Origin of the sequence: Pseudomonas sp. M20 (assembly GCF_045037865.1) — a bacterium.
Classification (GTDB): Bacteria; Pseudomonadota; Gammaproteobacteria; order Pseudomonadales; family Pseudomonadaceae; genus Aquipseudomonas.
This window is the reverse complement of the sequence record NZ_CP173611.1, coordinates 2432200-2454613: the sequence shown is the minus strand read 5'-3', so window position 1 is coordinate 2454613 and position 22414 is coordinate 2432200. Positions and strand designations below refer to the sequence as shown.

The window sequence follows — 22414 nt, the reverse complement described above, 5'->3', positions numbered from 1 at the left end:
TGAGCATAAAGCCCTGGTTGCCAGGGCTTTTTTATCAGTGCTTGATCGGTGAAGTGAAGTCTTGCGCATCGGGTGCAGAATTCTGAGCTGGCGATGCGGTTTGTGCCGTCAGTTGTTCAATGCAGGTGGCGAGTTGTTTTTCATAGCTTTCAAGCACGGCTTCGGCTTCAGCTTCGCGCTCATCACGCAAGCGAAAGAAGTCGTCGCGACTGAGCTGATCCGCTACGAGGCGGATATTTTGCTCGATGATCGCGCACAGAGAATCTTCGTCCTCTAACGCGGCGCTGGTTTGCGCCGCGCGTTGAGTGTTTTCGAGCTCCGTCTTTGCCGCCTCGGCGGCCTTCACTTGTTCCTTCGTGGTAAGCAGGTCGGTTTCCAGGGCTTGCTTCTGTTCTGCCAGACGCTTGAGTTCTGCGCTCATTGACTGGATAGCATCGGCGCGGTGGGTGAGCTGGACCTCCTGTTGTTGCACCACAGCCTTCAGTGGAAACAGTTCATTGAGCTGGTAACCGGCGACCACAGTCATGGCGATCAGCGCCAGTGCCAGAATCGTCAGGCAGTAGATGGCGGCGTTGCTCTGGGGTTTTGGACTATTGAGGGTATCGAGGGCTCTCACGGAATCGTTTCTCCTATCACGAGCGGCCAGTGTAATGGCCGAGTTCCGTTGCGCCTTTAAGACGAGTCTTAAATTGGGTGTTGGTTATTTGCGCTGGTAAAGGAGGTGTTCAACAACGCGTCCTTTTTATAGGTTTCAAGATTTAGTTAGTTGACTATAAATCCATGAGAATTGTCTGATTGTTGAATAAATAAACTTTTTGCCCAAGTGCTATTTATTCATTATCTTCTCGCTCCGGTTGTGGTGACTTTGCTGCCGGTTGAATATTCGCACCATCGTCAATCATTCAGTTGTTTGCATGCAACGCAGAGTCAGAGAGAGTGTTATGAAGTTATGCTATATATTAATTGTCGGGCTCTTGTATGTGCTGTCGTCAAATGCAATGGCGGCGGTATGCGAGTTCTATCCCGACAACTCCAAGGGCAATGTCCACGTTGTCCTTCCGGCCACGATCTCGGTGCCGCAGGACACACCGAACGGCACGGTTATCTATGAAAGCCCAATCGTGACCCTGGGAGCCATTCCCAGTTCGTTCAGGTGCTCTGCGGTACACAATGAAGGTGTGCGCAACTCTGTGGGTGTCACCCAATCAGGCGCGCAGATTTTTCCTGTTGGAAATACCGGGATCGGCTGGCAATGGATTCGACCACCCTCGGGTAAAGCATGGAAAGGCTTTCCGGGAGACAGCGACGTTGCTGGCGGTTGGGGTTGGAATGGCAGTGAGCACATCTTGCGGCTCGTAAAGACGGGCACTATTTCAGGGAGTGCGACGATACCCTCAGGCCAATTGGGAGTCTTTGTCGCCGCTGAAATCGAGCCTCTGGCAATGAATACAAATGGCACCAGGGTCGTCTCACAGTCTTGCGAAACACCTGATGTGAAAGTTGATATGGGTAGTTATAACTTGAGCGATTTCCCGAAGAACGGTGCCTATGCCAAGGAGCAATACTTTTTTCTCAGTATGAAAAACTGTCCTGCCGGAATAAATAACTTCCGCTACTCCTTTTCGCCCACTGCGGGCAGCCCTGCGTGGGACGCTAATACTGGCATGGTAAATCTGAACAGTAGCTCCACTGCCAAAGGTTTGGCATTGCAGATGCGCTTCAGAGACGGGAAGCCACTCAAGCTGAATCAGAACTACATAACGAAAGCGCCTACATCGGAAGGCGGGAATGCAGCTGTAGACTTGCAAGCGCGCTTCGTGCGCATTGAACCCGCCAATTCACAAATGAGAGCGGGCAATGCCAATGCCGAAATTGCCTTTGTCGTTGAGTATCTATGAGGAGGCCAACAGCTTCTTCACCTCAGCCACAATCACTTCAATGTCGAAAGGCTTGGGCAGCACCACGTCAAACAGATCCGAGCGCTGCATGCCAATGTGCGCCTGCGCTCCACTCATGAGAATGATCGGCAGGTGTTTGACGCAAGGCTGGGCACGCACGGCTTCGGCGAATTCGAGGCCGTCCATGACCGGCATCATGAAGTCCGTGATGATCAGTGCTGGCCGTTCTCTCTCCAGCACTTCGAGGGCTTTCTTGCCATTGCTGGCCGTCACCGTCATGAAGCCTTCATCCTCCAGCGCAAAGCCAAGAATGTCAGCAATCAGATACTCGTCGTCGACTACCAGGATGGTGGTCATGTTATTTCAACCCGCTCGAAGACTTACGATATTGAACCAGGCAATGACTCAGATGAGACGGAAGGTTCATTTCTCAAAGCCTTTTCCAGGAACACATCTTGATCACGGATGACTACCTCGAACCGCGAAGGGTTATAGGAGCTATCACGTATCTTGAGAATGGAAAGCGTCCTGCGAAGTTCAGCGTGATTTTCAAAGAAACGCATGAGAATCAGGTTGTCGGCAATACTGGACAGGTCGGAATTCGGTGCGCTGACCTCGGAGCCGAACAGATCGCGCATTTCCCAGGAGGCGAAGACCGTGACGCCTCGGGATCGCAGCTCGTTCATCAGTGCACTGAAAAAGTCGGTGATGCGTTCCGGTGTGGTCGAAACCCGAGTCATGCCGCTGAGGCTGTCGATGAACAGGCGTTTGATACCTTTTTCATCGACCAGGCTCAGCAGGCGCGCACCGAGGGCGTCGAGCAAGCCCTCGGTGGTCGGCTGCCAGGCAATGCTCAGCGCACCGCTGTGTTCCATTTGTTCAATATCGATGCCCAGCGAATGGCCTTTGAGTCGTAGCCGTTGCGGGCTCTCATAGAAACCGAAATGCAGGCCCGGCGCTTCGGCCGTCGACTGCGCGAGAAACTTCAGCCCCAGCGTGGTTTTGCCGATCCCGGAAGGCCCCATGACGAGCGTGACGCTGGAGCTGTGCAAGCCGCCACCGAGAATGTCATCCAGCGAAGCGATGCCGCTGGGAATGCGTGTCATGTCTGCACTGTCGGGGGCGGAAGGGCGCTTGTACAGACTTTCCAGGCGCGGATAGACCACCAGGCCGTTTTCGGTGATCTCACACTCGTGAACACCGGTCAAGGCGCCGCTGCCGCGGGTCTTGCGCAGGTGAATGCGTCGCACCGATCGCGTGCCGAACAGTTCTTCGCCCATTTCGATGACGCCGTCGACCATCGTGTGTTCCGGGCTGCCGTCGTCCAGGCGCGAGCTAGTGAGAAACAGCACGGTGCAACCGGCGAATGCCGCATGGCCTTGCAGTTCGGAGATGAATTTTTTCGTGTCGATCGGTGAGTCGGCCTTCGAGCGGGCGTTGAGCAAACCGTCGACGACCATGACCGTCGCTTTCTGCCTGCTGATTTCGCGCCGCAGCAGTTTCACCACTTCATCGAGGCCTTCGTTTTCCAGCGTATCGAAAGCGCTGACAAACTGTATTTCAGCGCCCACTCGGGATGCGTCGAAAAAACTCATGGTCGACAGAAACTGAAACAGGCGGTCGTGAGACTCGGCCAGCAACGTGGCGACCAGAACGCGACCGCCATTGCGGGCATGATTGAAGCCGAGCTGATTGGCGAGGATGGTCTTGCCGGAACCGGGGCGGCCCTGAACGATGTACGAAGCACCCGCGACCAGGCCACCCTGAAGCAGCGCGTCGAGCCCTTCGATTCCGCTTTGAAGGCGTTTTAGCTTTTCCACTTTGCGACCCTGATCTGAAAAAACAGGCTTGTTAAGCCGAATGGGTGAAATGCTAACGCCATTTCCATTTTTGGGCCATGCCGGTGGAGGGAAAGTAGCGTTGGAACGTATCGTTTTGGCGTGTTCCACGCCCCCGTGACTTCGGCCAGGCCTTTCAAAAACGGTGCCCATCCAGGGCACCGTTATCAATCGAGAACTCAACCCGTTTCAAATCAAGTTCAGCGCGATTTTAGGAACAGTCTGATAGGAAAACTCTTGATGAGTCCTGAGAATGGGGGTGAGACCTCAGATAATGCCCTCGTCGAAGGATTAAGCCGATGAAACCTCTGCGTGACCTTCAAAATCTTCAGCTAAGACTGGTTGAGTCTGCCGCTGTGAACGAAAGCTGCGCCGCTGACTTGTTAAGCATTCTGCAAAAACTGACGAACAAGGAGGCAAACAGCGTCGTTGAGATAATCGGCTTACTGCAGCATGAGGCAGCAATGCTTCAGCAACTATCGAGAGACTTAACGCTTCAACGCTATAAAACAATGTTTGGCTAACGACTTGCCGACCCGAGCAGCGCATCGCGAGCATTATCTTGGATGGAGTAACGCAAAGCGCAGGGAGAGGTTTTCACCGCTGTATACGCCATACAGCCGTCGCAAAGCAGCACTTGTACGATGTCCTATCACAAGGTATTACTGTGTCTCCCCCAAAAAAAATAAAATCACGGAGATCGCTACATGGACTCATCCCTGTCCGCCAATTCTGAAAGCCTTGACCCAGCGAAAGGCAATACCCGCCGCAGTTTCCTGAAAAAATCCCTCGCCGTTTCCGCCACGCTCGCCACCGTCGGCAGTACCGCGCTAACCCGACTCGCCGAGGCTGCCGAGCCCTTGAGTCAGCGTTACCCTGATCCGCTGATTCACATCCTCGACGACAGCTTTCTCGAACTACGTGTTTTCAACGCCAGTGTTGAAAAACTTGCCACGGGCATGCGCTGGGCCGAAGGGCCGGTTTGGATCGGTGATGGCCGCTATTTGTTGGTCAGCGACATCCCCAACAATCGCATCATGCGCTGGGACGAGATCACCGACACCTTCAGTGTGTACCGCGAACATTCGAACTTTTCCAACGGCATGTGCCGGGATCGCCAAGGGCGCCTGATTGTCTGCGAAGGCTCCACCACAACCAGCGAAGGCAGGCGCATCACGCGCACCGAAGCCAATGGCACGATCAGCGTACTGGCCGACAGCTTCGACGGCAAGCCCTTCAACTCGCCCAACGATATCGTCTGCAAAAGTGACGGATCGATCTGGTTTACCGATCCGCCATTCCAGACCAGCAACAACTACGAAGGCCACAAAATCACTCCGAGCCAACCCCACGCCGTGTACCGCATCGACGGCGAGAGCAAAAAAGTCACCCGGGTCATCGATGACCTCAACGGCCCCAACGGCCTGTGCTTTTCGCCCGATGAAAAAACCCTGTACGTCGTTGAAGGTCGGGCCAAGCCCAATCGTCTGATCTGGGCAATTGCCGTAAAGGACGACGGCACACTGGGCGAACGTCGCAAGCACATCGAAGGGCTGGAGTATGCCGCGATCGACGGCATCAAATGTGATGAAGCGGGCAACCTCTGGTGCGGCTGGGGCGGCAATGGTGATCCCAAGGCCGACCTGGAAAAACTCGACGGTGTGCGCGTTTTCAATCCGCAGGGCAAGGCCATCGGGCATATTTCCCTGCCGGAGCGCTGCCCGAACCTGTGCTTTGGGGGACGCGAAGGGAATCGGCTGTTCATGGCCAGCAGTCACTCGATCTACTCACTGTTTGTGAATACTCGCGGGACTACGTTTGCGTTGTAAAAACAGCCTGCAGCGCATCTGAGGATGCGCTGCATTTTCGGCTGTTTTATGAAGCCCTACTGCCTAGAGACGCCTGGCACATCCATATTGATCTTGCGCCAAAACGCTTCAGAAAAACTGTAAACCGAGAAGGCAATCAACCCCAGGGCCATCATCATCAAAATCAGCCAGCCAGCGGGCAGACTCTGCAGCGCATCGAGCGCTTCTTTCAGACCCGGTGGATCCATGGCTTGATAGGTGGAACCGCTGATTGCCAGGAGCAATGCAATCTCTATAAACACCAGTCCGCGAGCGATCAGACCAAACCGGGATACCGGGCGGACGTAGCGCATGACTTCTTCATCGGCCTCAAAATACCTTTCGAACGACGCTTTCCAGCCCTTGATGATGTGAGCAATGCCAACACCGAGCGGAACGAGGGCGATCACATACACCAACACATTCGAGTATTCCCACGACAAGAGATGCGCTAGCCAATCTTTGGTCTGCCCTCCGGTATTGCCCGAGCTTCGAATACCGCTTACGAGCAGGCCCAAGGCAAAAAACGCCAGAGCCCCATTGACCAGACCTCCCGCCAACAGGCCGGCGCGAATCACCAGGCCTTTGAGCTGTTTGCCGTGATGATCGACATCACGCGTAGCTTGCAGGACACGCCAGGCCGCAAAGGCGAGCAGACCCGCCACCACCAACCCAACTAAAAAGTAGCCGAATGGCTGGCCTAGCAAAGCCTCCAGACTCTTGTGGCTGTCCTTGGGTCGGGTCGAATCCCGGGCGGCGAGCAATGCGAAGATACCGATGATCAGATACAGCACTCCCCGAGCGGCGTAGCCTCCCCGAGCAAGTATGACGAGGCTGTGTTGTGCGGACATGAGGTGTATTCCTGAAGGGGGCATAGGAGAGCAGACCCTTCTTGCCAGGAGGGGTTCTATTTCGCCTTCCTGGCGTTCAAACGTTGGTTATCTGCGGCGGGCAGAGGAGGGCTTACTCAACCATCACCTCATCCAGTGCCTGCTCCAGCAGGCTGACTGTGCGCTCGATATTCTGCAGTTTTTCGAGTCCGAACAGCCCGAGGCGGAAGGTCTGAAAGTCGGCCGGCTCGTCGCATTGCAGCGGCACGCCGGCAGCGATCTGCAGGCCGTGTTGGGCAAATTTCTTGCCGCTTTTGATATCGGCATCATCGGTGTAGCTCACCACCACGCCGGGGGCCTGAAAGCCCGCAGCCGCCACGCTTTTGATGCCTTTGCCGGTCAACAGCGCACGCACCCGATCGCCCAGCGCCTGTTGCTCGTCGCGAACCTTGTCGAAGCCGTACGCTTGCGTCTCTTTCATCACGTCGTTGAACCGCGCGAGGGAATCGCTGGGCATGGTCGCGTGATAGGCATGTCCGCCCTGTTCGTAGGCCTGCATGATCTGCAGCCACTTTTTCAGGTCGCAAGCGAAGCTGCTGCTTTGCGTCTGTTCGATACGCTCAAGCGCCGCAGCACTGAACATCACCAAGGCACAGCAAGGTGAGGCGCTCCAGCCTTTCTGCGGTGCGCTGATCAGCAGGTCGACCGCGCATTGGTGCATATCCACCCAAATGGTGCCGGAGGCAATGCAGTCCAGTACGAACAGACCACCCACCGCATGCACGGCGTCGCCAACGGCTCGCAGGTACTCGTCCGGCAGGAGGATTCCGGATGAAGTTTCAACGTGGGGCGCGAAAACCACTTTCGGCTTGTGCGCTGCAATGGCGGCCAGCACTTCGTCCAGAGGTGGCGGGGCGTAGGCGGCTTGGCGACCCGTCTCAACCGGCCGGGCTTTGAGCACCGTAGTGGCCGCCGGGATGTTGCCCATCTCCAGAATCTGGCTCCAGCGATAACTGAACCAGCCGTTGCGTATCACCAGGCACTGCTGGCCGGTGGCGAATTGTCGCGCCACCGCTTCCATGCCGAATGTGCCGCTGCCCGGAACCACCGCCACCGCCTCGGCGTGGTAGACCTGTTTCAGGGTCATGGAAATGTTCTTCATCACGCCTTGAAAGGACTGCGACATGTGGTTCAGCGAGCGGTCGGTGTAGACCACGGAATACTCGACCAATCCCTCGGGATCGATGCTCGGATAGAGCTTGGACATGGTGACTCCTTTGGCAGGGCTAAACATCTTTGGCAAGCAAGTGTAGGCAAAGGGCAGGGATCAGCTCATCGAAATGCGCAAATGAGGTTAGAGTGCTCAGCAATGTCTCTGTCGTTGCGTGAACCATGAAGCTGCCGCTGTTTATTTCTCTGGATGGGCCCAAGGGCACCGGCAAAACCACACTGCTGGAGGCCGTTACCGCTGCACTGCGGGCAAACAACCAGAAAGTCATCCGCCTGTGCGAGAGAAAAAGCGATCCGTACCGCGGCGAAACCATGGCCCTGGTCAACCAACTCGCCAGACATCCGTCCCGGGATCTGGAGTGGGCGGTGTGTCAGCGCCTTGCCGATAGCCGTCGCTGGATTTCTGAGCGGGTGCTGCCCAAACAGCCGCTGGACAGCATCATTCTGATCGACCGCTGGTATCCGTCGGATGCCGCATTTCGCCATAGCGTGCCGTTTGCCGAGATTCTGCATCTGAACATGCAGCGAGGCGTGCGCGTGCCGGATCTGCATGTCGGCGTCGTCACCGCGCCGGACATTTCATGGGCACGGGCAACGGCCCGATCACGAGGACTGGGCGGCACAGTGATCCAGAAACACACCGAGCATGTCGTCTGTAGCGAGATGTTCGAGCAGGCGGTTGCCGATCATGGCTGGGTGTTGTGCCGTAATGAGGGAACCATCGAAGCCGCAACGACTCAGGTAGTTGCAGAGATCTATAGAGTGCTTGGCTGATCGTCGATGCGCAGGCGCTGGTTTAATTTGAATGTCAGGTTTCTCTGATCTGAGCTCACCGTACTGACGGATCACACGCCCCCCATGCTCACAAACCTCTGGTATGTCGTTCTCCCATCGTCACAGTTGACTGATGGATTGATGCCGGTTCAATTGCTCGGACAACCGTTCGTAGCGTTCCGCGATGACGCAGGCGTCGCTCATGTGCTCTCGGATATTTGCGTGCATCGCGGCGGCTCGCTGTCCGCCGGCAGCAAAGTGGGCAATAGCGTGCAGTGCCCTTATCACGGCTGGCGGTTTGGCACTGATGGAGTGTGCACGCTGATACCGGCGCAGCCCGACCTGCGGATTCCCGCCAAGGCCCGCGTCGATGCGTACCCGACGCTGGAGCGATACGGATGGATCTGGGCGTTTTTAGGTGATCTGCCTGAGTCTGAACGTCCACCCTTGCCCGCGCTCGACTGGATCGACGATCCCGCCATCCGCGTGGTCTCGGGCCACTTTGACTGGCAGGCCAGTTGGGACCGGATTATTGAAAACGGTCTGGACTTCGCGCACGCACCGTTTGTCCATGGTTCAACCTTCGGCGATCCGGATCATCCCGAGATTGAATCATTCGAGGTCGCAAGCGATGCGTGGAGCGGCAGCGCGCAAATGGTCATGCGCAGGCCGGCACGCAAGGGGCTGCTGCGGCGCAAATCCTCCACTGAGTTTGTCAGCGTCGGCACTGTTCCGGGGTTTCACCTGTCCGGCCCTTGTACAACGCTTGAGCTTCAGTTGCCCAACGGCTGGCGGATCTACATCGTCTCGGCGCATGTTCCGATTGACGCCAATCGCACGCGCACCTGGTGGATGATGGGCAGAACGTTCCTGCGCACCCGACTGCTGGATCGCAGGTTCATTGCGAGCAATATCCGCATCTTCGAACAAGATCATGCCGTGCTGAAAAACGTCCGGCCCGAACGTGTGCCGGACTCTTTCCAGCAGGAGGTTTCGTTGAAATCCGATGCGCTGCAGATTGCTTTTCGCAAAGACGTGCAGGCACTGGAGCAGCGCGGCTGGCGCATTGATGAAGGCCGCCTCGCGCGAACGTTCACTGGACGCAAAGCCTGCGCAATACCCAGCCCTGAACGTCGTCAGATTCGCGCTTGGGCCATTGAGCCGATTCCGCTCGTGGACATCACCCACGAATCTGAATAGTGCTGCGAGCCAGCCTGCGCTTGACGCAGACTGGCGCAACCCTTAGCGCGTCTCACATTGTGGCGAAGGTTCGCCGCTCAGTGCATCAACCATTGGCGGATGCTCCTGCACTGCCTGACGCAGATCTTCGGTCACTCGCAATTCCGCACCTGTCGGCGAGAAGGTTGCTGCCGCTGCAAACGGCGCGGGATTGGCCGGAACCGGACGTTTGCCACGGCGCCACAGGAAGAAGGTGACCATGCACAGATTGACCAGCGCAAATACCCAGAACAAACCATTGGCGCCGAACGAATTCATCACCGGAGAGATCATCATCGGGCTGATCGCCGAGCCCAGCGAATTGATCAGCAGCAAGCCCTGAATCATTGGCACCAAGGCTTCGGCAGGGGCGCGGTCTGCGGCGTGGCTGACCGCGACCGGGTACAGCGCGAACACACCGCCGCCAAGCAGAAACAACATCACCGCGAGCATCGTCTTGGACAAGGGCACCAGGACGATCAGCAGCGACAACACCGTGCACGCCACCGTCAGAATGGTCAGCACTTGCAAGCGATCCTTGCGATCGGACCAGCGTCCGACCGGGTATTGCAGGAGCATCGCGCCGAGGATCGTCCAGGCCATCATGCTGCCGACTTCACCGACATTCAGACCGCTGCGCTGCAGATACAACGGCAGCAAGGTGTAGATCGCCGCGATGGTCACACCCGAGCCGAAACAGCCGACCAGCCCGGTCGGGGTCACGCCCAGCAGTTGCCGTGGTTTGAGCGGTTCCACCTGATCAAGCAGTGGCGACACGCGCGGCAGGATTACGATCGGCAGCACCGACAACGAGGCGAGCATGCCGGCGACCATGAACGGCGCGCTGTCGCTGAGCCCGGTGATTTTGCCCAGCGTTGCCTGACCCAGCACACCGGCGCCGTACAAGACGATCATGTACAACGCGAGCAAGCGCCCGCGAATCTTCGCGTCGCCCGCCAGCAGCAGCCAGCTTTCGATCACCAGAAACACACCGACCGTGGCCCAGCCGTTGATCAGGCGCAGGGCGAACCAGCCCCAGGTGTCATAGAACAAGCCCTGCAGCAGGATGGTCACGGCGATCAGCGAAGCAAAGCTGCCGTAGGCGCGGATATGACCGATGCGCAGAATCAAACGGTCATTGAACACCGCACCCAGGGTCAGACCGATGAAGTAGGCCGATGAAACGACACCGATCATCGTCGCCGAGGCACCGGCGGCATCGAGTCGAAGGGTGGTCAGCGAAGATAGAAAACCGTTGCCCAGCGCAACAATGAACAGCCCGAGCAGGGGCGCCAGCGCCATGGCCAGCAAACGCGGAGACATAAAAACCTCTGGAGATCGAACAGCAGAACGTGCGCCTCTGCGCATGCGATTGCCAAGCCGAAAAAATGTGTGGTGCGAATGCCTGCCGAACGGGCAGGGCGGTTGAGTCGGCCACTCGTCAATGAGGTGTGGCTAGCCCTTCAAGTCGGGCGCCAACTCTGGCGACTGCAAGAGCGCGCGGATTCTAAGGCTTGTATGGAATTTTCCAATGGCTGTTTGCTGCGACAGTTGGACGCAGGTCAATCAAGGTCGTGACATAACGACAGCTCATGGTTTGCACGGCAAAAATGTTCCTTTATTGATCCTCTTGCGCTGGTTAGCGTGTGCGGTCGGTTTGCCATTTTGTGCCAGGAGTCATGATGCTGATCAAAGGTGAGCGGGCCGCCACGGCGTGTGGTTTGGTAGCGATCGTTTTGTGGAGTACCGCAGCCGGATTGATCAGAGGCGTCAGCGAGCACTTCGGCCCGCTGGGGGGCGCTGCGCTGATCTATTCGCTGGGCGCGATGCTCTTGCTGGTGTTCCTCGGCCGCCCGCGGATTCGCTCGACCTCCAGGCTCTATCTGGTGCTGGGCAGCGCTTTGTTCGTCGCTTATGAGGTGTGCCTGTCGTTGGCGTTGGGTTTCGCCAGTGATCGTCATCAAGCCATCGAACTGGGCGTGGTCAATTATCTGTGGCCGTGCCTGACCGTGGTGCTGGCGATTGTCATGAACGGGCAGAAGACCCGGTGGTTCATCATCCCAGGCTCCGCGCTGGCGATTTTCGGCATCTTGTGGGTGGTCAGTGGCGAGGGATTATCGTTGCCGGGGATTGTGCGCAATGTTCAGTCCAACCCGTTGAGCTACAGCCTGGCCCTGACCTGTGCGATTACTTTTGCGCTGTATTGCAATGTCACGCGTCGTTATGCCGGCGGGCAGAATCTGGTGGTGCTGTTTTTCGTACTGACGTCCGTGGTGTTGTGGTTGAAGTGGTTCCTCAGCCTCGAACAGATTCCGCCATTCACCTGGGCAAACTCTCTGGAACTGCTGGCGGCGGGAATCGCCATGGCCGGTGGCTACGCACTCTGGAACATCGGCATTCTGCGGGGAAACCTGACCTTGCTGGCGACCGCGTCCTACTCCGCGCCCGTGCTGTCGTCGGCATTCGCTGCGGTGTGGCTTGGCGTCAGTTTGCAGATGCAGTTCTGGCAGGGCGCCGTGCTGGTGACGGTGGGTTCGCTACTGTGTTGGCAGGCGACCCGGCAGCACAAGATTTCCCAAGCAACTCCGATCAAGGTCAGCGTGGGCGAAAACCCTCACTGAAAGAGGCCTTAGCGGCCTCCCTTAACGATGCTAAATTAGCGTCGCAACGCAAGTCTCCCGCAATCACGCGGGTTTATGGAGAGCAACAGCATGGAAGCCACCCCGGTAGACCGTTCAGCCCCGATCCGTTACTGGGCAGTAGTGGGCTTGTCACTGCTGTTCAACCCCTCAACCCCGGCCATGGCCTTTACCCCCGAGCTGCATTCGGCCTACGCGCTAAAAGCAGCGCAGGCGTTTCAGCGCTGCCCCGGAGTAAAGCTACCTGTGCAGTTGGGCGAGGCGTTGGCTAAAGGCACGGATGCAGAAGACTCAAGCCCGCGGACGATCCTTCAGCGCGCCACCCACTGGCATTTCTACAACCGCAACGAAAAGCTTGAGCCATTCTGGTTCTTCGAGCGCAATCTGGACGCGATTTTCAACAAACGCATCAAGAAGCTGAACGAGTTGCTGGTGAAACCTGATGCCGACCCGGTTGAGGTCTACGAGCAAGCGGGAAGGGTCTTGCACTACATACAGGACATGAGCGTACCCGGCCATGTGGTGCCGGCTTACCACGCAAAGTTACCGGGCAATCATGCCGATCCGTTTGATGAGTTCGAAAGTATTGAAGCCCTGCCAGTGTTCGACTTGTCTGACGCGCAGTGTCAGGCGCTTCGTGATGGGGCGGGTAAAGCCGATGCCAACCCTCGACGTTTTCTGGACGCCGCTGCCACAGCAACCTTGCAAGCGATAGGGCAGATAGACGCGGCCGGTAAACCTGTCGTCGACGGTGCATGGAACGCGTATTGGGTTTACCCCGCACGAGACACCGATGAAGCCCGCAAAGGCTGGGGCCAATACGGTACCTGCGAATTTGCAAAGGGCAATGTCAATGCTGGGTGCAAGCGTGAAGAAGAACTTGTGACGTTGTTCGAACAACAGTCTCGGCAAGCTCAGAGAAACTCGGTGCTGATGCTTTTTTATGTGCAAAAGAAGCTGGCCGAAGCAGGCCAGAAAAACGCCAGTGCAATGGCTGATCAATAACCAGGACTGAAATTTAGAATGCGCCGCTTAATAGCTCATGGATGTGTTGTTGTCAGTATCGCGATGCTGTGTTCCGGCTGTACCTCCTATGCGACCGTGCCGACAATCAACGAGCACGCTGGAACTGGAACACAGGAAATCATCTCTAGCTTCAGCTACCAAATAGACTCTCCCTGGAAAAACAGTCGCCTTGGCAAAGACGCCTACGCGCAGACAAAAAGCATGTTTCCAAATGCACAGGATCTCAGCTCCAGACCTGCAGCCTCGAGACTCCCTGCACTGGAAATAAAAGTCTCGGAATTTTCATTGGGTGGCGCTTGCACACAAGAGTATTTGACGGGGTTGAGTTTTGGTTTGATTCCGAGCTGGTGCACAAGGCCAGACCTGTTCAAGTTTGATTTCATCCTGAATAAAGAAAACGGCGTTTGCAGGCAAAAAACCTATTCAGTAAACGCCACAACGGTTTCACATCTCGTTGTGATTCCATTTGCACTGTCGCAGCCCGACAATCGACCACTGACCCTTTATCAGGCTTCGCTAAAAGATTTCCTTCAAGCCGATCAATGTTCCAAAGGCTTGTGACCAGCGCATCAGGCTTTCAAAAATCTCGCGGCGTAGCTGACAAACAACAACAGAAATACCAATCCCCCCAATGCAATGACCAGCGTACTGAGATGCGCAACCATGCCGATAAACGCCGGCCCCATGAGAATGCCGGCGTAGCCCATGGAAATGATCGCCGGGATGGCGGTGCGCTGGGGCATGCGCTGTTGCCGACCCGCCGCCGTAAACAGCACCGGAACAATGTTCGAGCAGCCGATGCCGACCAAGGCATAACCCAGCAAGGACGCTTGCCAGCTATCGAACACAAGAGAAACCAACATGCCGGCAGCCGCGCAGATCCCACCCAGCGCCACCACGCGAACGCCACCCAGCCGGCTGACGATGGCATCTCCGGTCAGGCGCCCGAGCGTCATCGCCGCCGCAAAACTCGCATAGCCCAAACCGGCGTAGCTGGGTTCCATTGCGCGTTGCGAGGCGAGGAAAACCGCGCTCCAGTCGAGCATGGCGCCTTCCGTCAGGAAAACAATGAAACACAGACAGCCCAACAGCAGCACGATCCCCCTTGGCAGCGCCAACAACGGGCCGTCTCTCTCCGTGCCATAGGGCAACAAACTCGGCGCAGCCTTGTACAGCGCGGCGAGGATGATCGCCACCAGACACAGCACCGACAACAGCGGATCCAGACCCAGGCTGAGCATCGCCGTCATGGCACCTGCGCCGGCGATGCCACCGACACTGTAGAGCCCGTGGAACCCGGATTGCAGGGTTTCGCCGCTGTTCTTTTCAACGATGATGGACTGGATATTGATCGCGCAATCGAGCATGCCCATGCTGGCGCCGAACCCCAGCACCGCAAGCGCCAGCCCCGGCAGCCATGTCAGATGGCTCAGCATAGGCAGCACCGAACACAACGCGAGGGTTGAGCAGATGATCACTGGCCGACAGCCAAACCGTGCAGTCAGATAACCGGCAAACGGCATGGCGACGATCGAGCCGATACCGAACCCCAGCAACAACAGGCCCAGTCCACCGTCGTCCAGTCCGGTACGCGCCTTCACCAACGGAACGAGCGGCGCCCAGGCCGACATCACAATGCCGGTGATCAAAAATACGATGCGCGTGGATACGCGTTCGCCGTGGTTTGCGTAAGCTGCCAGGGATGACGTCGAGGCGTTCATTGATGCGGACATCCTTATCGGTGCCTCCCGGCTTTTTTGGCGACGAACCGGAATAACAGCTTTTCGAGACGAAAGAGTCCCTGCCAGCATCCGTCGGGATGCTGGCAGGGAGCAGGGTTAACGCAGGTCAGCCAACAGACTTCAACGGGATAGGGCCTTTGAGCCGATCCATCATGGTGGCGCAGTACCAGTCATCGAACTGGCAAACGCCGGTCTCGGCGGTTTCCGAATAAGGCCCCGGCTCGTACGAAGGCGAGGTCACGCCACGCTGGGTGCCCTCGACCAGCGTGCGGTCCTGATCGTTGGTGGCAATCCAGACTTTGGTCAGGCGTTCGATTTCGTAATCAACGCCTTCCACTGCGCTGTCGGGTACCAGCCATTTGGTGGTGACCAAGGTTTCGGTGGCGCTGATCGGCAGCACGCGGAAGCTCAGCGCATGGTCACCGAGGAAGTGATTCCAGGTGGAGGGGTAGTGGAAGTACAGCAGCGCGCCGATGTCCGCTTCAGCTGTCTTGTCCAGGCGACCGGCAACGGCCGGTTTGCCATCCATGGTGTAGCTGACGGCACCGGATGACAGCGGAATACGAGTCATGCGGAACTGGCCGTTGATGTCCATCACCAGACGGCTCGGCAACCCGGCGCTCTCGCACTTGGACCAGTAAGCGGACAGCTCTGGATCATCTTCGCCACTGACGCCGCCCACCGACAGGTTATCGACGAACGAATGCAGCAGCTCCGGGTGTGAGCCGTCGCAGTGGTAGCACTCGCGATTGTTTTCGAAGACCAGTTTCCAGTTGCCTTTCTCGATGATGTTCGATTCGAACGCCACTTTGCAGTTTTCAAGATAGTGCGGCGCTACAAAAGGGCTGACGGCTTTGCGGAAACCCTCGAAGTCCGGGGCCTTGGCGGCCACGCAGACATAAATGTAGGTATCGACGATCTCGCAGTGAACGCTTTTCAGACTGTATTGGGACTTGTCGAAATCCTGGCCCATGTTGCCGGCGAACAACAGGTTGCCATCTAGCTCATACGTCCACTTGTGATACGGGCAAACCATCTTCGCCACTTTGCCATGATCGGCCTCGCAGATTTTTGCGCCACGGTGACGGCAGGCGTTATGGAACGCCCGAACCTCGCCGTCTTTGCCGCGGACCACTGCGACGGGATAGTCACCGATCTGCAGGGTGAAATACTGCCCCGGTTTGGTAATTTCAAAGGTGTGGCCGGCGAAGATCCAGTCCTTGTGCCAGATCTGCTCAAGGTCCTGACGGTAAACGCTTTCACTGCTGTAAAGAGCACCCGGCAGCGAGTGCCAGGGTTTGCGCTGAGCGATCAGGTCAAAAACGCTTTCTTTATTGTTCATTGTTATCCTCCCATAGGCGACATGGTTCTCAGCCTATATGGCCCAGGACAGACGTCACAAACGACATTTGCTGTGGGCAATTCATGCGTTGGCGTTATCGATGAGGGCCTGACTGGAGTGCCGGAAGCGGGTGGAAAATCGGTTCCAGGGCGGTAATGGCGCAGCTGGATTGAGCGATGTGTTTGATCGCTGTTTTCACCTCGGCACTGCGTTCTACACCGAGACCGCTGGCGAACAGATCAAATTTCTGACTCAGCTCTTCAGCGCTGAGGGCGGTTTCGGGATCGCCACGTGCGGCGGTGACCGGACTGACCAGCACGGCACCGTTCTTCAGGGTAATGGTCAATCGGGAGAGGATTTCGTCGGGGAATCGGGCGGAGATATCGGCGGCTTCGACGACTTCGATACGGCGGCTCAGTGCCAGAATGTCTTCGGCAAAAATCACCGCCCCGGTGACTTCTTCCGGACCGACCTTGCCCCGCACAATCAATGCGGCCAGCGGAAAGGCGAGGGCGTACTGCGCCTGGTCGGCGTCACTCGGCGTATGCCCTTGCAAACACATTGATTCGTAGAACGTTTCCACACGAACGGTTTCAATCGAGTCGGCATCGAGCTGAGGATTTTCCCGCTGCAGTTCGAGCATGGCGGTCAGCGCCGGTTGCGCCCAACGGCAGACCGGCCAGGGTTTGAAGTACTGACTGTCGATCTCCCAGCGTGTTCCGATGTCGGTCCAGTATTCAGCGACGGTGACGTCTTCAACCGTTTCTGCCGGTGCACCGGTGATGCCTTCCCGAGCCATGAACAGGGAGTTCAAACCCGCAAATGCGCCTGCACCGTGGGCATCGCGCAGCATGGTCGGCGCTTGCACCACGCGCATCATCGGGCAGCGTGCGCTGAAGTATTCGGCGATGCCCAAGGCGTGGCGAAAAGTCGGTTCATCCAAGCCCAGCAAGCGCGCCCCGGCACAGACCACACCCAGCGTCGAAAACCCACCTGAGGCGTGATAAGTCGGCGAAGTCGCCATCAAGGCGGAACCGGCCCGCAGCGCCGTTTCATAACCGATGCACAGGGCGGTCAGTAGCGCATGGCCGCTGATTGAGTGGCCTTGATGATGCAGCGCATCGGCGAGGGCGAGCACGGCGGGAACAACGGTGGCACCGGCATGACCCTTGGATTTGAAGTGGCCTTCGTGGGCGTCGAGGCTGTCAGCACTGAACCCTCCGGCCCAAGCTGCGCCGAGTACGTTGACGCGCTGCCCGGCAAAGATCAGGCGACTGCTGTAAGCGCCCGCCGGGTAATGCCGTTCGGCAAAACGTCGCATCGCGCTGGTGGTGTCATTGCTGGCCGCACCGGCCATGACGCCGACGATATCCAGCAGACTGTCCTGCACGATTGCTCGAGTCTTGGACGGGGCATCGAGGAAATCAAAGTCGCGACAGAATTCGAAGAGTGACATTCAACAATCCCTTCCTGTGAGTTGAGCCGAACCGATCATGGCCGGCGCGGCTCAACAATGAGCCAGGGAGAGGGTGCCGCTCTAGCAACATTTTCGGCGGGCTATTGATAACCAAATCAGCCGACGCCTGTGCGGACTGAATTAACGGCGGGGAAACTTCGCCAGAATCCATTCGCGGAAACGCCGCAGTTCGTCTTCGTTTTCGGAGCTTTCGCGACAGCTCAGGTAGTGCCAGCTGTTACGCAATTGCACCTGTTGCTCGATCGGTCGCACCAGCAGACCTTGCTGTACCAATCCCGTGACCAAGTGATTCCAGCCCAACGCAATGCCCTGATGGGTCAGGACCATGCTGATGAGCAGGTTGTAGTCGTTGGCGTTGAAGATCTGCGGACTGTTCGCCGGGCGATCGTCAATATCGATGGCCTGAAACGCCAGCCACACGCCCCAGTCGACATGTTCGGCGACTTGCGAGCGGCCATAAGGGCTGAGGTTGAGCAATGACGAATCGCGCACGCCTTCGATCGTCGCAATCTCCGGGTGTTTCTCCAGATACTGCGGGGTGCACACTGGGTAAATCACGTCGTGGCACAACGGGTAGCTTCTATAACCATCACGAATGCGCGAAATCTTGGTGATGAAGATGTCCGGCTGCACACCGGGTTCCATGGTCAGAAAGTTCTGCGTGGTGATCAGGTTGAGTTCGATGTCCGGGCATTGCGCGAAGAACTCCTGCAAATGATTCGACAGCCACAGCGCGGAAAAGGCCGGCGAGCAACAGACGGTGAGCACCTTCTTGGTCGACTGGCTGCTGCGAATGCGTTCGGCGGCCTGGGCGATATTGACGAACGACAGTTGCGCGGCATCGAAGAACACCGCGCCGGCGGCCGTCAGTTCCACCGCCCGGCCGACCCGGGTAAACAGTTGCGCGCCCAGATAGCTTTCCAGCTCACGGATCTGCCGGCTGATCGCGGCTTGCGAAACGCACAACGCCTCCGCCGCACGGGTGAAGCTTTCGTACTTGGCCGCGGCGACAAATGCCTTCACAGCCCTCAAGGACGGCATTTTCAGCAGGATGGTGTCAGGGTCGACATGCTTGCTCATTCGTACACTCTCCTAACGGTACAGCTCCCCAACGAAGCGCGAGGAGGGTAACGGAACCGTGCGGGGAGGGCTACGCGAGCGTCGCTGTGGGGATAGACCCGGTCGCTCATGGTGTTGACGCGGCACTCGGCAATGGCAGCCGTCGCAACCGATAACCCGACGTTATCGAATTGCCCCTGTAAATGTAGTTGGATTAAGCGGGGTGATGCTAATAGATTTGAAACATCCCTTTTTCCTGGGACCTCAAAAATAATAAAAGGAAGCCCGTCGTGAAGACATCTATTCATTACCGCTGCCGCTTACAATTATTTTTGCTCGTTTGCCTGTCGCTTAATGCGAAAGATGCACGATGCGAAGGAGGCAAGGTATGACAAGTTCCGACGAGATCATTTGCGTAAAGAATGTTTTCAAAGTCTTCGGTACGCAGCCAGCACTTGCCATGAAAATGGTTAAAGAAGGCGCATCAAAAGCTGAAGTGTTTAAAAAGACCGGTCAGGCGATTGGTGTTTTTGATGCCAACTTCTCGGTTCGCCGCGGTGAGATTTTCGTGATCATGGGTTTGTCCGGCTCGGGCAAATCGACCATGGTCCGATTGTTCAACCGGTTGATTGAACCGACCTCCGGACAGATCTTTCTCAATGGCAAGGAAATCACCGGCCTGGGCGACAAGGACTTGTTGCAGGTTCGTCGCAAAGACATGGGCATGGTCTTCCAGTCGTTTGCTTTGATGCCGCACATGAGCGTCATCGACAACGTCAGCTTCGGCCTGGAAATCAGCGGTGTCAGCGAGAAAGAGCGCTATTGCCGCGCGATGGGCGCACTGGAGCAGGTCGGACTTTCGGGGCAGGAGCTGAGCTTTCCTCACCAACTCTCCGGCGGCATGCAGCAACGCGTCGGCCTGGCCCGCGCGCTGGCCAACGATCCCGCCATTCTGCTGATGGACGAAGCCTTCTCGGCACTCGATCCGATGATTCGCAGCGAGATGCAGGGCGAACTGATCAAGCTGCAGGCCGAGCAGGACCGCACGATCATTTTCATCTCCCACGATATAGAAGAAGCGGTTCGCATCGGTCACCGCATTGCGATCATGGAAGGCGGGCGCGTGGTGCAAATCGGCACGCCGCGTGAACTTCTGTGCAACCCGGTGAATAAATATGTTCGTGATTTCTTTAATGGCTTCGACACCAGTCGCATTCTGAAAGCGGGCGATATCGCGCAACAGGATGGCAATGTCGCTTACATACCGGGCGGGCAAACACCGATTAAAGCGGAAGCGTCTCTTCGCGACATCTTTCATCTTGTTGCTGCCTCGGCAACTCCCATGCCGGTTGTGGATGAAGTTGGGCTTTATAAAGGCTCGATTTCGCAAGGCCATCTTCTGAGTTGTCTGTGTAACAGCTGAATTGCGAATAATCAGCATTGATATGCCGTTTCTGAGTGCGAGGTAGCATCATGTCAGACTTCAACTTTTTAGATCCCTTTCAAAGTCTCAATATTCCTTTGGGATCCTGGGTGGAAACCGCCCTTAAATACCTGGTGCATAACTTCAGGGAAGTGTTTCGCTCGATCCGCTGGCCGGTCGATCAAGTGCTCGACGGTGTGCAGTGGGGACTGCTGTCGGTTCCGCCGACGGTGTTCATCATCATCGCCGGACTGATCAGTTGGCAGATTGGCGGCAAACGCATCGCCATTTTCAGCGTCGCCACCCTCACCGGGCTTGGACTGATCGGTGTGTGGAGCGATGCGATGGTCACGCTGGCCCTGGTGCTGACATCGCTGTTGTTCTGCGCAGTGATCGGCATACCGCTGGGCATCCTGTGTGCACGCAGTGATCGCACGGAAATGATCATCCGTCCGGTACTGGATGCCATGCAAACACTGCCCGCGTTCGTCTATCTGGTGCCGGTGGTGATGCTCTTTGGTATCGGCAACGTCCCCGGTGTGATCGTCACCATCATCTTTTCCGTCGCGCCGCTGGTGCGGCTGACCAACCTTGGTATTCGCCAAGTCCCTGCGGACAAGGTCGAAGCTGCCCGCGCGTTTGGCTGCACGGCCACGCAAATGCTGATGAAGGTGCAGTTGCCGTTGGCGGCGCCAACGATGATGGCCGGTCTCAACCAGACGTTGATGCTGTCGCTGTCGATGGTGGTGGTCGCCTCGATGATTTCGGTGGGCGGTCTGGGCTTGATGGTGTTGAGCGGCATCGGTCGCCTCGACATGGGCCTGGCTAGCGTCGGCGGCGCGGGGCTGGTGCTGCTCGCGGTATTCCTTGACCGACTGACCCAGGCAATGGGTGAGCGCAGCAGCGATCTGGCCACTGGTCAGCGCTGGTATGAAAGCGGCCCGGTGGGGCTGGTCATGAAACTGAAGTAAAAGAAGAACGTTGCACGTCCAGTGACGAATTGAGTTGGCCTGCTCACCCCATTAAAAACTCCAAGCGTGGTGAAACATGAAACTGACAAATCTCAAGAAAAGCGTGGTTGCGAGCCTGGTAGCTTCAGTGTTTGGGACTTTGCTGTGCTCGGCGGCCTACGCGGCCGATGCCAACAAACCGGGTGCCGGTGTTTCGATTACACCGATTTTCCCGACCATTGCTGAAGAACGCTTTCGTGGTGAGGTGGTGATCGCCGGCCTTAAGGAGCTGGGCTACGACGTCAAACAGCCAAAAGAAGTCGACTACCCGGCGATGTTTCTCGCGCTGTCTTACGGCGATGCGGACTTCACCGTGCATGAATGGGAACACCTGCACCAAGCGTTTTATGAAAAGGCCGGCGGCGATGACGTGATGGTCAAAGTCGGGCAAGTCATGAAAGGCGTGCTCCAGGGCTACATGATCGACAAGAAAACTGCCGACGCTTATCAGATCAAGGATCTGTCGGACCTGAAGAAACCCGAAATCGCCAAACTCTTTGACAGTAACGGTGACGGCAAGGCCGACCTGACGGGCTGCAACCCGGGCTGGGGCTGCGAGATCATGATCGAACACCACATGAAAGCCTATGGCTTGGGTCCAACCGTAGTCGACAACCGCGGCTCCTACTTCGCGTTGATGGCTGACACCATTGCGCGGCTTCAGCAAGGCAAGCCCGTGCTGTTTTTCACTTGGGTTCCGCAGTGGATTGCCAGTGTATTGGTGGAAGGGCGTGACGTGGTCTGGTTGCCGGTACCTTTCACCTCGCTGCCGGATGGCAAGGAAAGCAAGGACACCTTCCATGACGGCAAGAACCTCGGTTTCCCGGTGGACACGATCAATGCCGTCATGAACAAAGAGTTCGCTGAGAAGAACCCGGTGGCGCGCAAATTCCTCTCTGAAGTCAGCATCCCGACGGCCGCTGAAAGTGCGCAAAACCTGCGCATGCAAAACGGTGAAAAGTCGCTGGCCGACATCAAGCGCCATGCCGCGGAATGGATCAAGGCCAACCAGCAAGCCTATGACGGTTGGTTGAGTGACGCCCGGGCGGTAGCGAAGTAAT

21 protein-coding genes are annotated in these 22414 nt (G+C 57.1%); 11 read left to right on the top strand and 10 right to left on the bottom strand.

All coding sequences use genetic code 11. The features are described from left to right. Nucleotides 1-34: 34 nt before the first annotated feature. Nucleotides 35-526, bottom strand: coding sequence for a hypothetical protein (locus ACI514_RS10975; protein WP_180697809.1), 492 nt, complete (start codon nucleotides 524-526; stop codon nucleotides 35-37). 388 nt (nucleotides 527-914) lie between these two features. On the opposite strand from ACI514_RS10975, the gene ACI514_RS10970 reads away from it, so the two are divergent. Then, nucleotides 915-1898 (top strand): fimbrial protein, encoded by a 984-nt coding sequence (locus ACI514_RS10970; protein ID WP_405124212.1) that lies wholly within the window; start codon nucleotides 915-917, stop codon nucleotides 1896-1898. Here ACI514_RS10970 and ACI514_RS10965 read toward each other — a convergent pair. Further along, nucleotides 1893-2255, bottom strand: coding sequence for a response regulator (locus ACI514_RS10965; RefSeq protein WP_093431585.1), 363 nt, complete (start codon nucleotides 2253-2255; stop codon nucleotides 1893-1895). The genes ACI514_RS10970 and ACI514_RS10965 overlap by 6 nt on opposite strands. Before the next feature lie 23 nt (nucleotides 2256-2278). Next, nucleotides 2279-3718, bottom strand: coding sequence for an ATPase domain-containing protein (locus ACI514_RS10960; protein WP_160057822.1), 1440 nt, complete (start codon nucleotides 3716-3718; stop codon nucleotides 2279-2281). 317 nt (nucleotides 3719-4035) lie between these two features. Between ACI514_RS10960 and ACI514_RS10955 the strand changes: the two genes are divergently transcribed. Both ACI514_RS10955 and ACI514_RS10950 read left to right on the top strand, forming a co-directional pair. Then, the gene (locus ACI514_RS10955) at nucleotides 4036-4260 is read left to right on the top strand and encodes a hypothetical protein (protein WP_160057823.1); all 225 of its coding nucleotides are present in this window, start codon (nucleotides 4036-4038) and stop codon (nucleotides 4258-4260) included. Between the two features lie 183 nt (nucleotides 4261-4443). Continuing rightward, nucleotides 4444-5565: an SMP-30/gluconolactonase/LRE family protein gene (locus tag ACI514_RS10950; protein ID WP_405123792.1), complete on the top strand. Its 1122-nt coding sequence runs from the start codon at nucleotides 4444-4446 to the stop codon at nucleotides 5563-5565. 56 nt (nucleotides 5566-5621) lie between these two features. Here ACI514_RS10950 and ACI514_RS10945 read toward each other — a convergent pair whose 3' ends face one another. Together ACI514_RS10945 and ACI514_RS10940 are read right to left on the bottom strand one after the other, a co-directional pair. Continuing rightward, complete coding sequence (locus ACI514_RS10945) at nucleotides 5622-6434, bottom strand: DUF1206 domain-containing protein (RefSeq protein ID WP_405123791.1); 813 nt, start codon at nucleotides 6432-6434, stop codon at nucleotides 5622-5624. A gap of 112 nt (nucleotides 6435-6546) precedes the next feature. Next, nucleotides 6547-7680: an alanine--glyoxylate aminotransferase family protein gene (locus tag ACI514_RS10940; RefSeq protein ID WP_405123790.1), complete on the bottom strand. Its 1134-nt coding sequence runs from the start codon at nucleotides 7678-7680 to the stop codon at nucleotides 6547-6549. A gap of 125 nt (nucleotides 7681-7805) precedes the next feature. Here ACI514_RS10940 and ACI514_RS10935 point away from each other — a divergent pair, with 125 nt between their 5' ends. Then, on the top strand, nucleotides 7806-8417 hold the full coding sequence (locus ACI514_RS10935; protein WP_405123789.1) for a dTMP kinase: 612 nt from the start codon (nucleotides 7806-7808) through the stop codon (nucleotides 8415-8417). Nucleotides 8418-8501: 84 nt separating this feature from the next. Continuing rightward, on the top strand, nucleotides 8502-9617 hold the full coding sequence (locus ACI514_RS10930) for a Rieske 2Fe-2S domain-containing protein (protein ID WP_405123788.1): 1116 nt from the start codon (nucleotides 8502-8504) through the stop codon (nucleotides 9615-9617). Nucleotides 9618-9659: 42 nt separating this feature from the next. Here the strand turns inward: ACI514_RS10930 and ACI514_RS10925 are convergent, their stop codons facing one another. After that, entirely contained in the window at nucleotides 9660-10958 is a 1299-nt protein-coding gene (locus ACI514_RS10925) for an MFS transporter (protein ID WP_405123787.1), read from the bottom strand. A gap of 359 nt (nucleotides 10959-11317) precedes the next feature. On the opposite strand from ACI514_RS10925, the gene yddG reads away from it, so the two are divergent. The 3 genes from yddG (at nucleotide 11318) to ACI514_RS10910 (ending at nucleotide 13861) form a co-directional block, all read left to right on the top strand. Further along, nucleotides 11318-12256 carry an aromatic amino acid DMT transporter YddG gene (yddG, locus tag ACI514_RS10920; protein WP_160057830.1) on the top strand — a complete coding sequence of 313 codons (939 nt, stop codon included), beginning with the start codon at nucleotides 11318-11320 and terminating at the stop codon, nucleotides 12254-12256. Between the two features lie 90 nt (nucleotides 12257-12346). After that, complete coding sequence (locus tag ACI514_RS10915) at nucleotides 12347-13279, top strand: hypothetical protein (protein WP_405123786.1); 933 nt, start codon at nucleotides 12347-12349, stop codon at nucleotides 13277-13279. A gap of 18 nt (nucleotides 13280-13297) precedes the next feature. Continuing rightward, the gene (locus ACI514_RS10910; protein ID WP_160057832.1) at nucleotides 13298-13861 is read left to right on the top strand and encodes a hypothetical protein; all 564 of its coding nucleotides are present in this window, start codon (nucleotides 13298-13300) and stop codon (nucleotides 13859-13861) included. A gap of 8 nt (nucleotides 13862-13869) precedes the next feature. Here ACI514_RS10910 and ACI514_RS10905 read toward each other — a convergent pair whose 3' ends face one another. The 4 genes from ACI514_RS10905 to ACI514_RS10890 form a co-directional block, all read right to left on the bottom strand. Further along, the gene (locus ACI514_RS10905; RefSeq protein WP_405123785.1) at nucleotides 13870-15021 is read right to left on the bottom strand and encodes an MFS transporter; all 1152 of its coding nucleotides are present in this window, start codon (nucleotides 15019-15021) and stop codon (nucleotides 13870-13872) included. A 127-nt stretch (nucleotides 15022-15148) separates the two neighbouring features. Beyond that, nucleotides 15149-16384 carry an aromatic ring-hydroxylating dioxygenase subunit alpha gene (locus tag ACI514_RS10900; RefSeq protein WP_405123784.1) on the bottom strand — a complete coding sequence of 412 codons (1236 nt, stop codon included), beginning with the start codon at nucleotides 16382-16384 and terminating at the stop codon, nucleotides 15149-15151. A 94-nt stretch (nucleotides 16385-16478) separates the two neighbouring features. Beyond that, entirely contained in the window at nucleotides 16479-17840 is a 1362-nt protein-coding gene (locus ACI514_RS10895; protein WP_405123783.1) for an MmgE/PrpD family protein, read from the bottom strand. A gap of 141 nt (nucleotides 17841-17981) precedes the next feature. After that, on the bottom strand, nucleotides 17982-18941 hold the full coding sequence (locus ACI514_RS10890; protein WP_160057836.1) for a LysR family transcriptional regulator: 960 nt from the start codon (nucleotides 18939-18941) through the stop codon (nucleotides 17982-17984). Between the two features lie 367 nt (nucleotides 18942-19308). On the opposite strand from ACI514_RS10890, the gene ACI514_RS10885 reads away from it, so the two are divergent. From ACI514_RS10885 to proX, 3 genes are all read left to right on the top strand, one after another. Then, on the top strand, nucleotides 19309-20343 hold the full coding sequence (locus ACI514_RS10885; RefSeq protein ID WP_160057837.1) for a glycine betaine/L-proline ABC transporter ATP-binding protein: 1035 nt from the start codon (nucleotides 19309-19311) through the stop codon (nucleotides 20341-20343). Between the two features lie 50 nt (nucleotides 20344-20393). Then, nucleotides 20394-21314: a glycine betaine/L-proline ABC transporter permease ProW gene (gene proW, locus ACI514_RS10880; RefSeq protein ID WP_405123782.1), complete on the top strand. Its 921-nt coding sequence runs from the start codon at nucleotides 20394-20396 to the stop codon at nucleotides 21312-21314. Between the two features lie 76 nt (nucleotides 21315-21390). After that, nucleotides 21391-22413, top strand: coding sequence for a glycine betaine/L-proline ABC transporter substrate-binding protein ProX (gene proX, locus ACI514_RS10875; RefSeq protein WP_174244451.1), 1023 nt, complete (start codon nucleotides 21391-21393; stop codon nucleotides 22411-22413). The last annotated feature ends 1 nt before the right edge of the window (nucleotide 22414 follow it).

Coding starts and splice junctions, on each gene's coding strand:
- ACI514_RS10975 (WP_180697809.1), bottom strand. CDS start 526: ATGACTGTGGTCGCCGGTTACCAGCTCAATGAACTGTTTCCACTGAAG.
- ACI514_RS10970 (WP_405124212.1), top strand. CDS start 915: ATGCAACGCAGAGTCAGAGAGAGTGTTATGAAGTTATGCTATATATTA.
- ACI514_RS10965 (WP_093431585.1), bottom strand. CDS start 2,255: ATGACCACCATCCTGGTAGTCGACGACGAGTATCTGATTGCTGACATT.
- ACI514_RS10955 (WP_160057823.1), top strand. CDS start 4,036: ATGAAACCTCTGCGTGACCTTCAAAATCTTCAGCTAAGACTGGTTGAG.
- ACI514_RS10950 (WP_405123792.1), top strand. CDS start 4,444: ATGGACTCATCCCTGTCCGCCAATTCTGAAAGCCTTGACCCAGCGAAA.
- ACI514_RS10945 (WP_405123791.1), bottom strand. CDS start 6,434: ATGTCCGCACAACACAGCCTCGTCATACTTGCTCGGGGAGGCTACGCC.
- ACI514_RS10940 (WP_405123790.1), bottom strand. CDS start 7,680: ATGTCCAAGCTCTATCCGAGCATCGATCCCGAGGGATTGGTCGAGTAT.
- ACI514_RS10935 (WP_405123789.1), top strand. CDS start 7,806: ATGAAGCTGCCGCTGTTTATTTCTCTGGATGGGCCCAAGGGCACCGGC.
- ACI514_RS10930 (WP_405123788.1), top strand. CDS start 8,502: ATGCTCACAAACCTCTGGTATGTCGTTCTCCCATCGTCACAGTTGACT.
- ACI514_RS10925 (WP_405123787.1), bottom strand. CDS start 10,958: ATGTCTCCGCGTTTGCTGGCCATGGCGCTGGCGCCCCTGCTCGGGCTG.
- yddG (WP_160057830.1), top strand. CDS start 11,318: ATGCTGATCAAAGGTGAGCGGGCCGCCACGGCGTGTGGTTTGGTAGCG.
- ACI514_RS10915 (WP_405123786.1), top strand. CDS start 12,347: ATGGAAGCCACCCCGGTAGACCGTTCAGCCCCGATCCGTTACTGGGCA.
- ACI514_RS10910 (WP_160057832.1), top strand. CDS start 13,298: ATGCGCCGCTTAATAGCTCATGGATGTGTTGTTGTCAGTATCGCGATG.
- ACI514_RS10905 (WP_405123785.1), bottom strand. CDS start 15,021: ATGAACGCCTCGACGTCATCCCTGGCAGCTTACGCAAACCACGGCGAA.
- ACI514_RS10900 (WP_405123784.1), bottom strand. CDS start 16,384: ATGAACAATAAAGAAAGCGTTTTTGACCTGATCGCTCAGCGCAAACCC.
- ACI514_RS10895 (WP_405123783.1), bottom strand. CDS start 17,840: ATGTCACTCTTCGAATTCTGTCGCGACTTTGATTTCCTCGATGCCCCG.
- ACI514_RS10890 (WP_160057836.1), bottom strand. CDS start 18,941: ATGAGCAAGCATGTCGACCCTGACACCATCCTGCTGAAAATGCCGTCC.
- ACI514_RS10885 (WP_160057837.1), top strand. CDS start 19,309: ATGACAAGTTCCGACGAGATCATTTGCGTAAAGAATGTTTTCAAAGTC.
- proW (WP_405123782.1), top strand. CDS start 20,394: ATGTCAGACTTCAACTTTTTAGATCCCTTTCAAAGTCTCAATATTCCT.
- proX (WP_174244451.1), top strand. CDS start 21,391: ATGAAACTGACAAATCTCAAGAAAAGCGTGGTTGCGAGCCTGGTAGCT.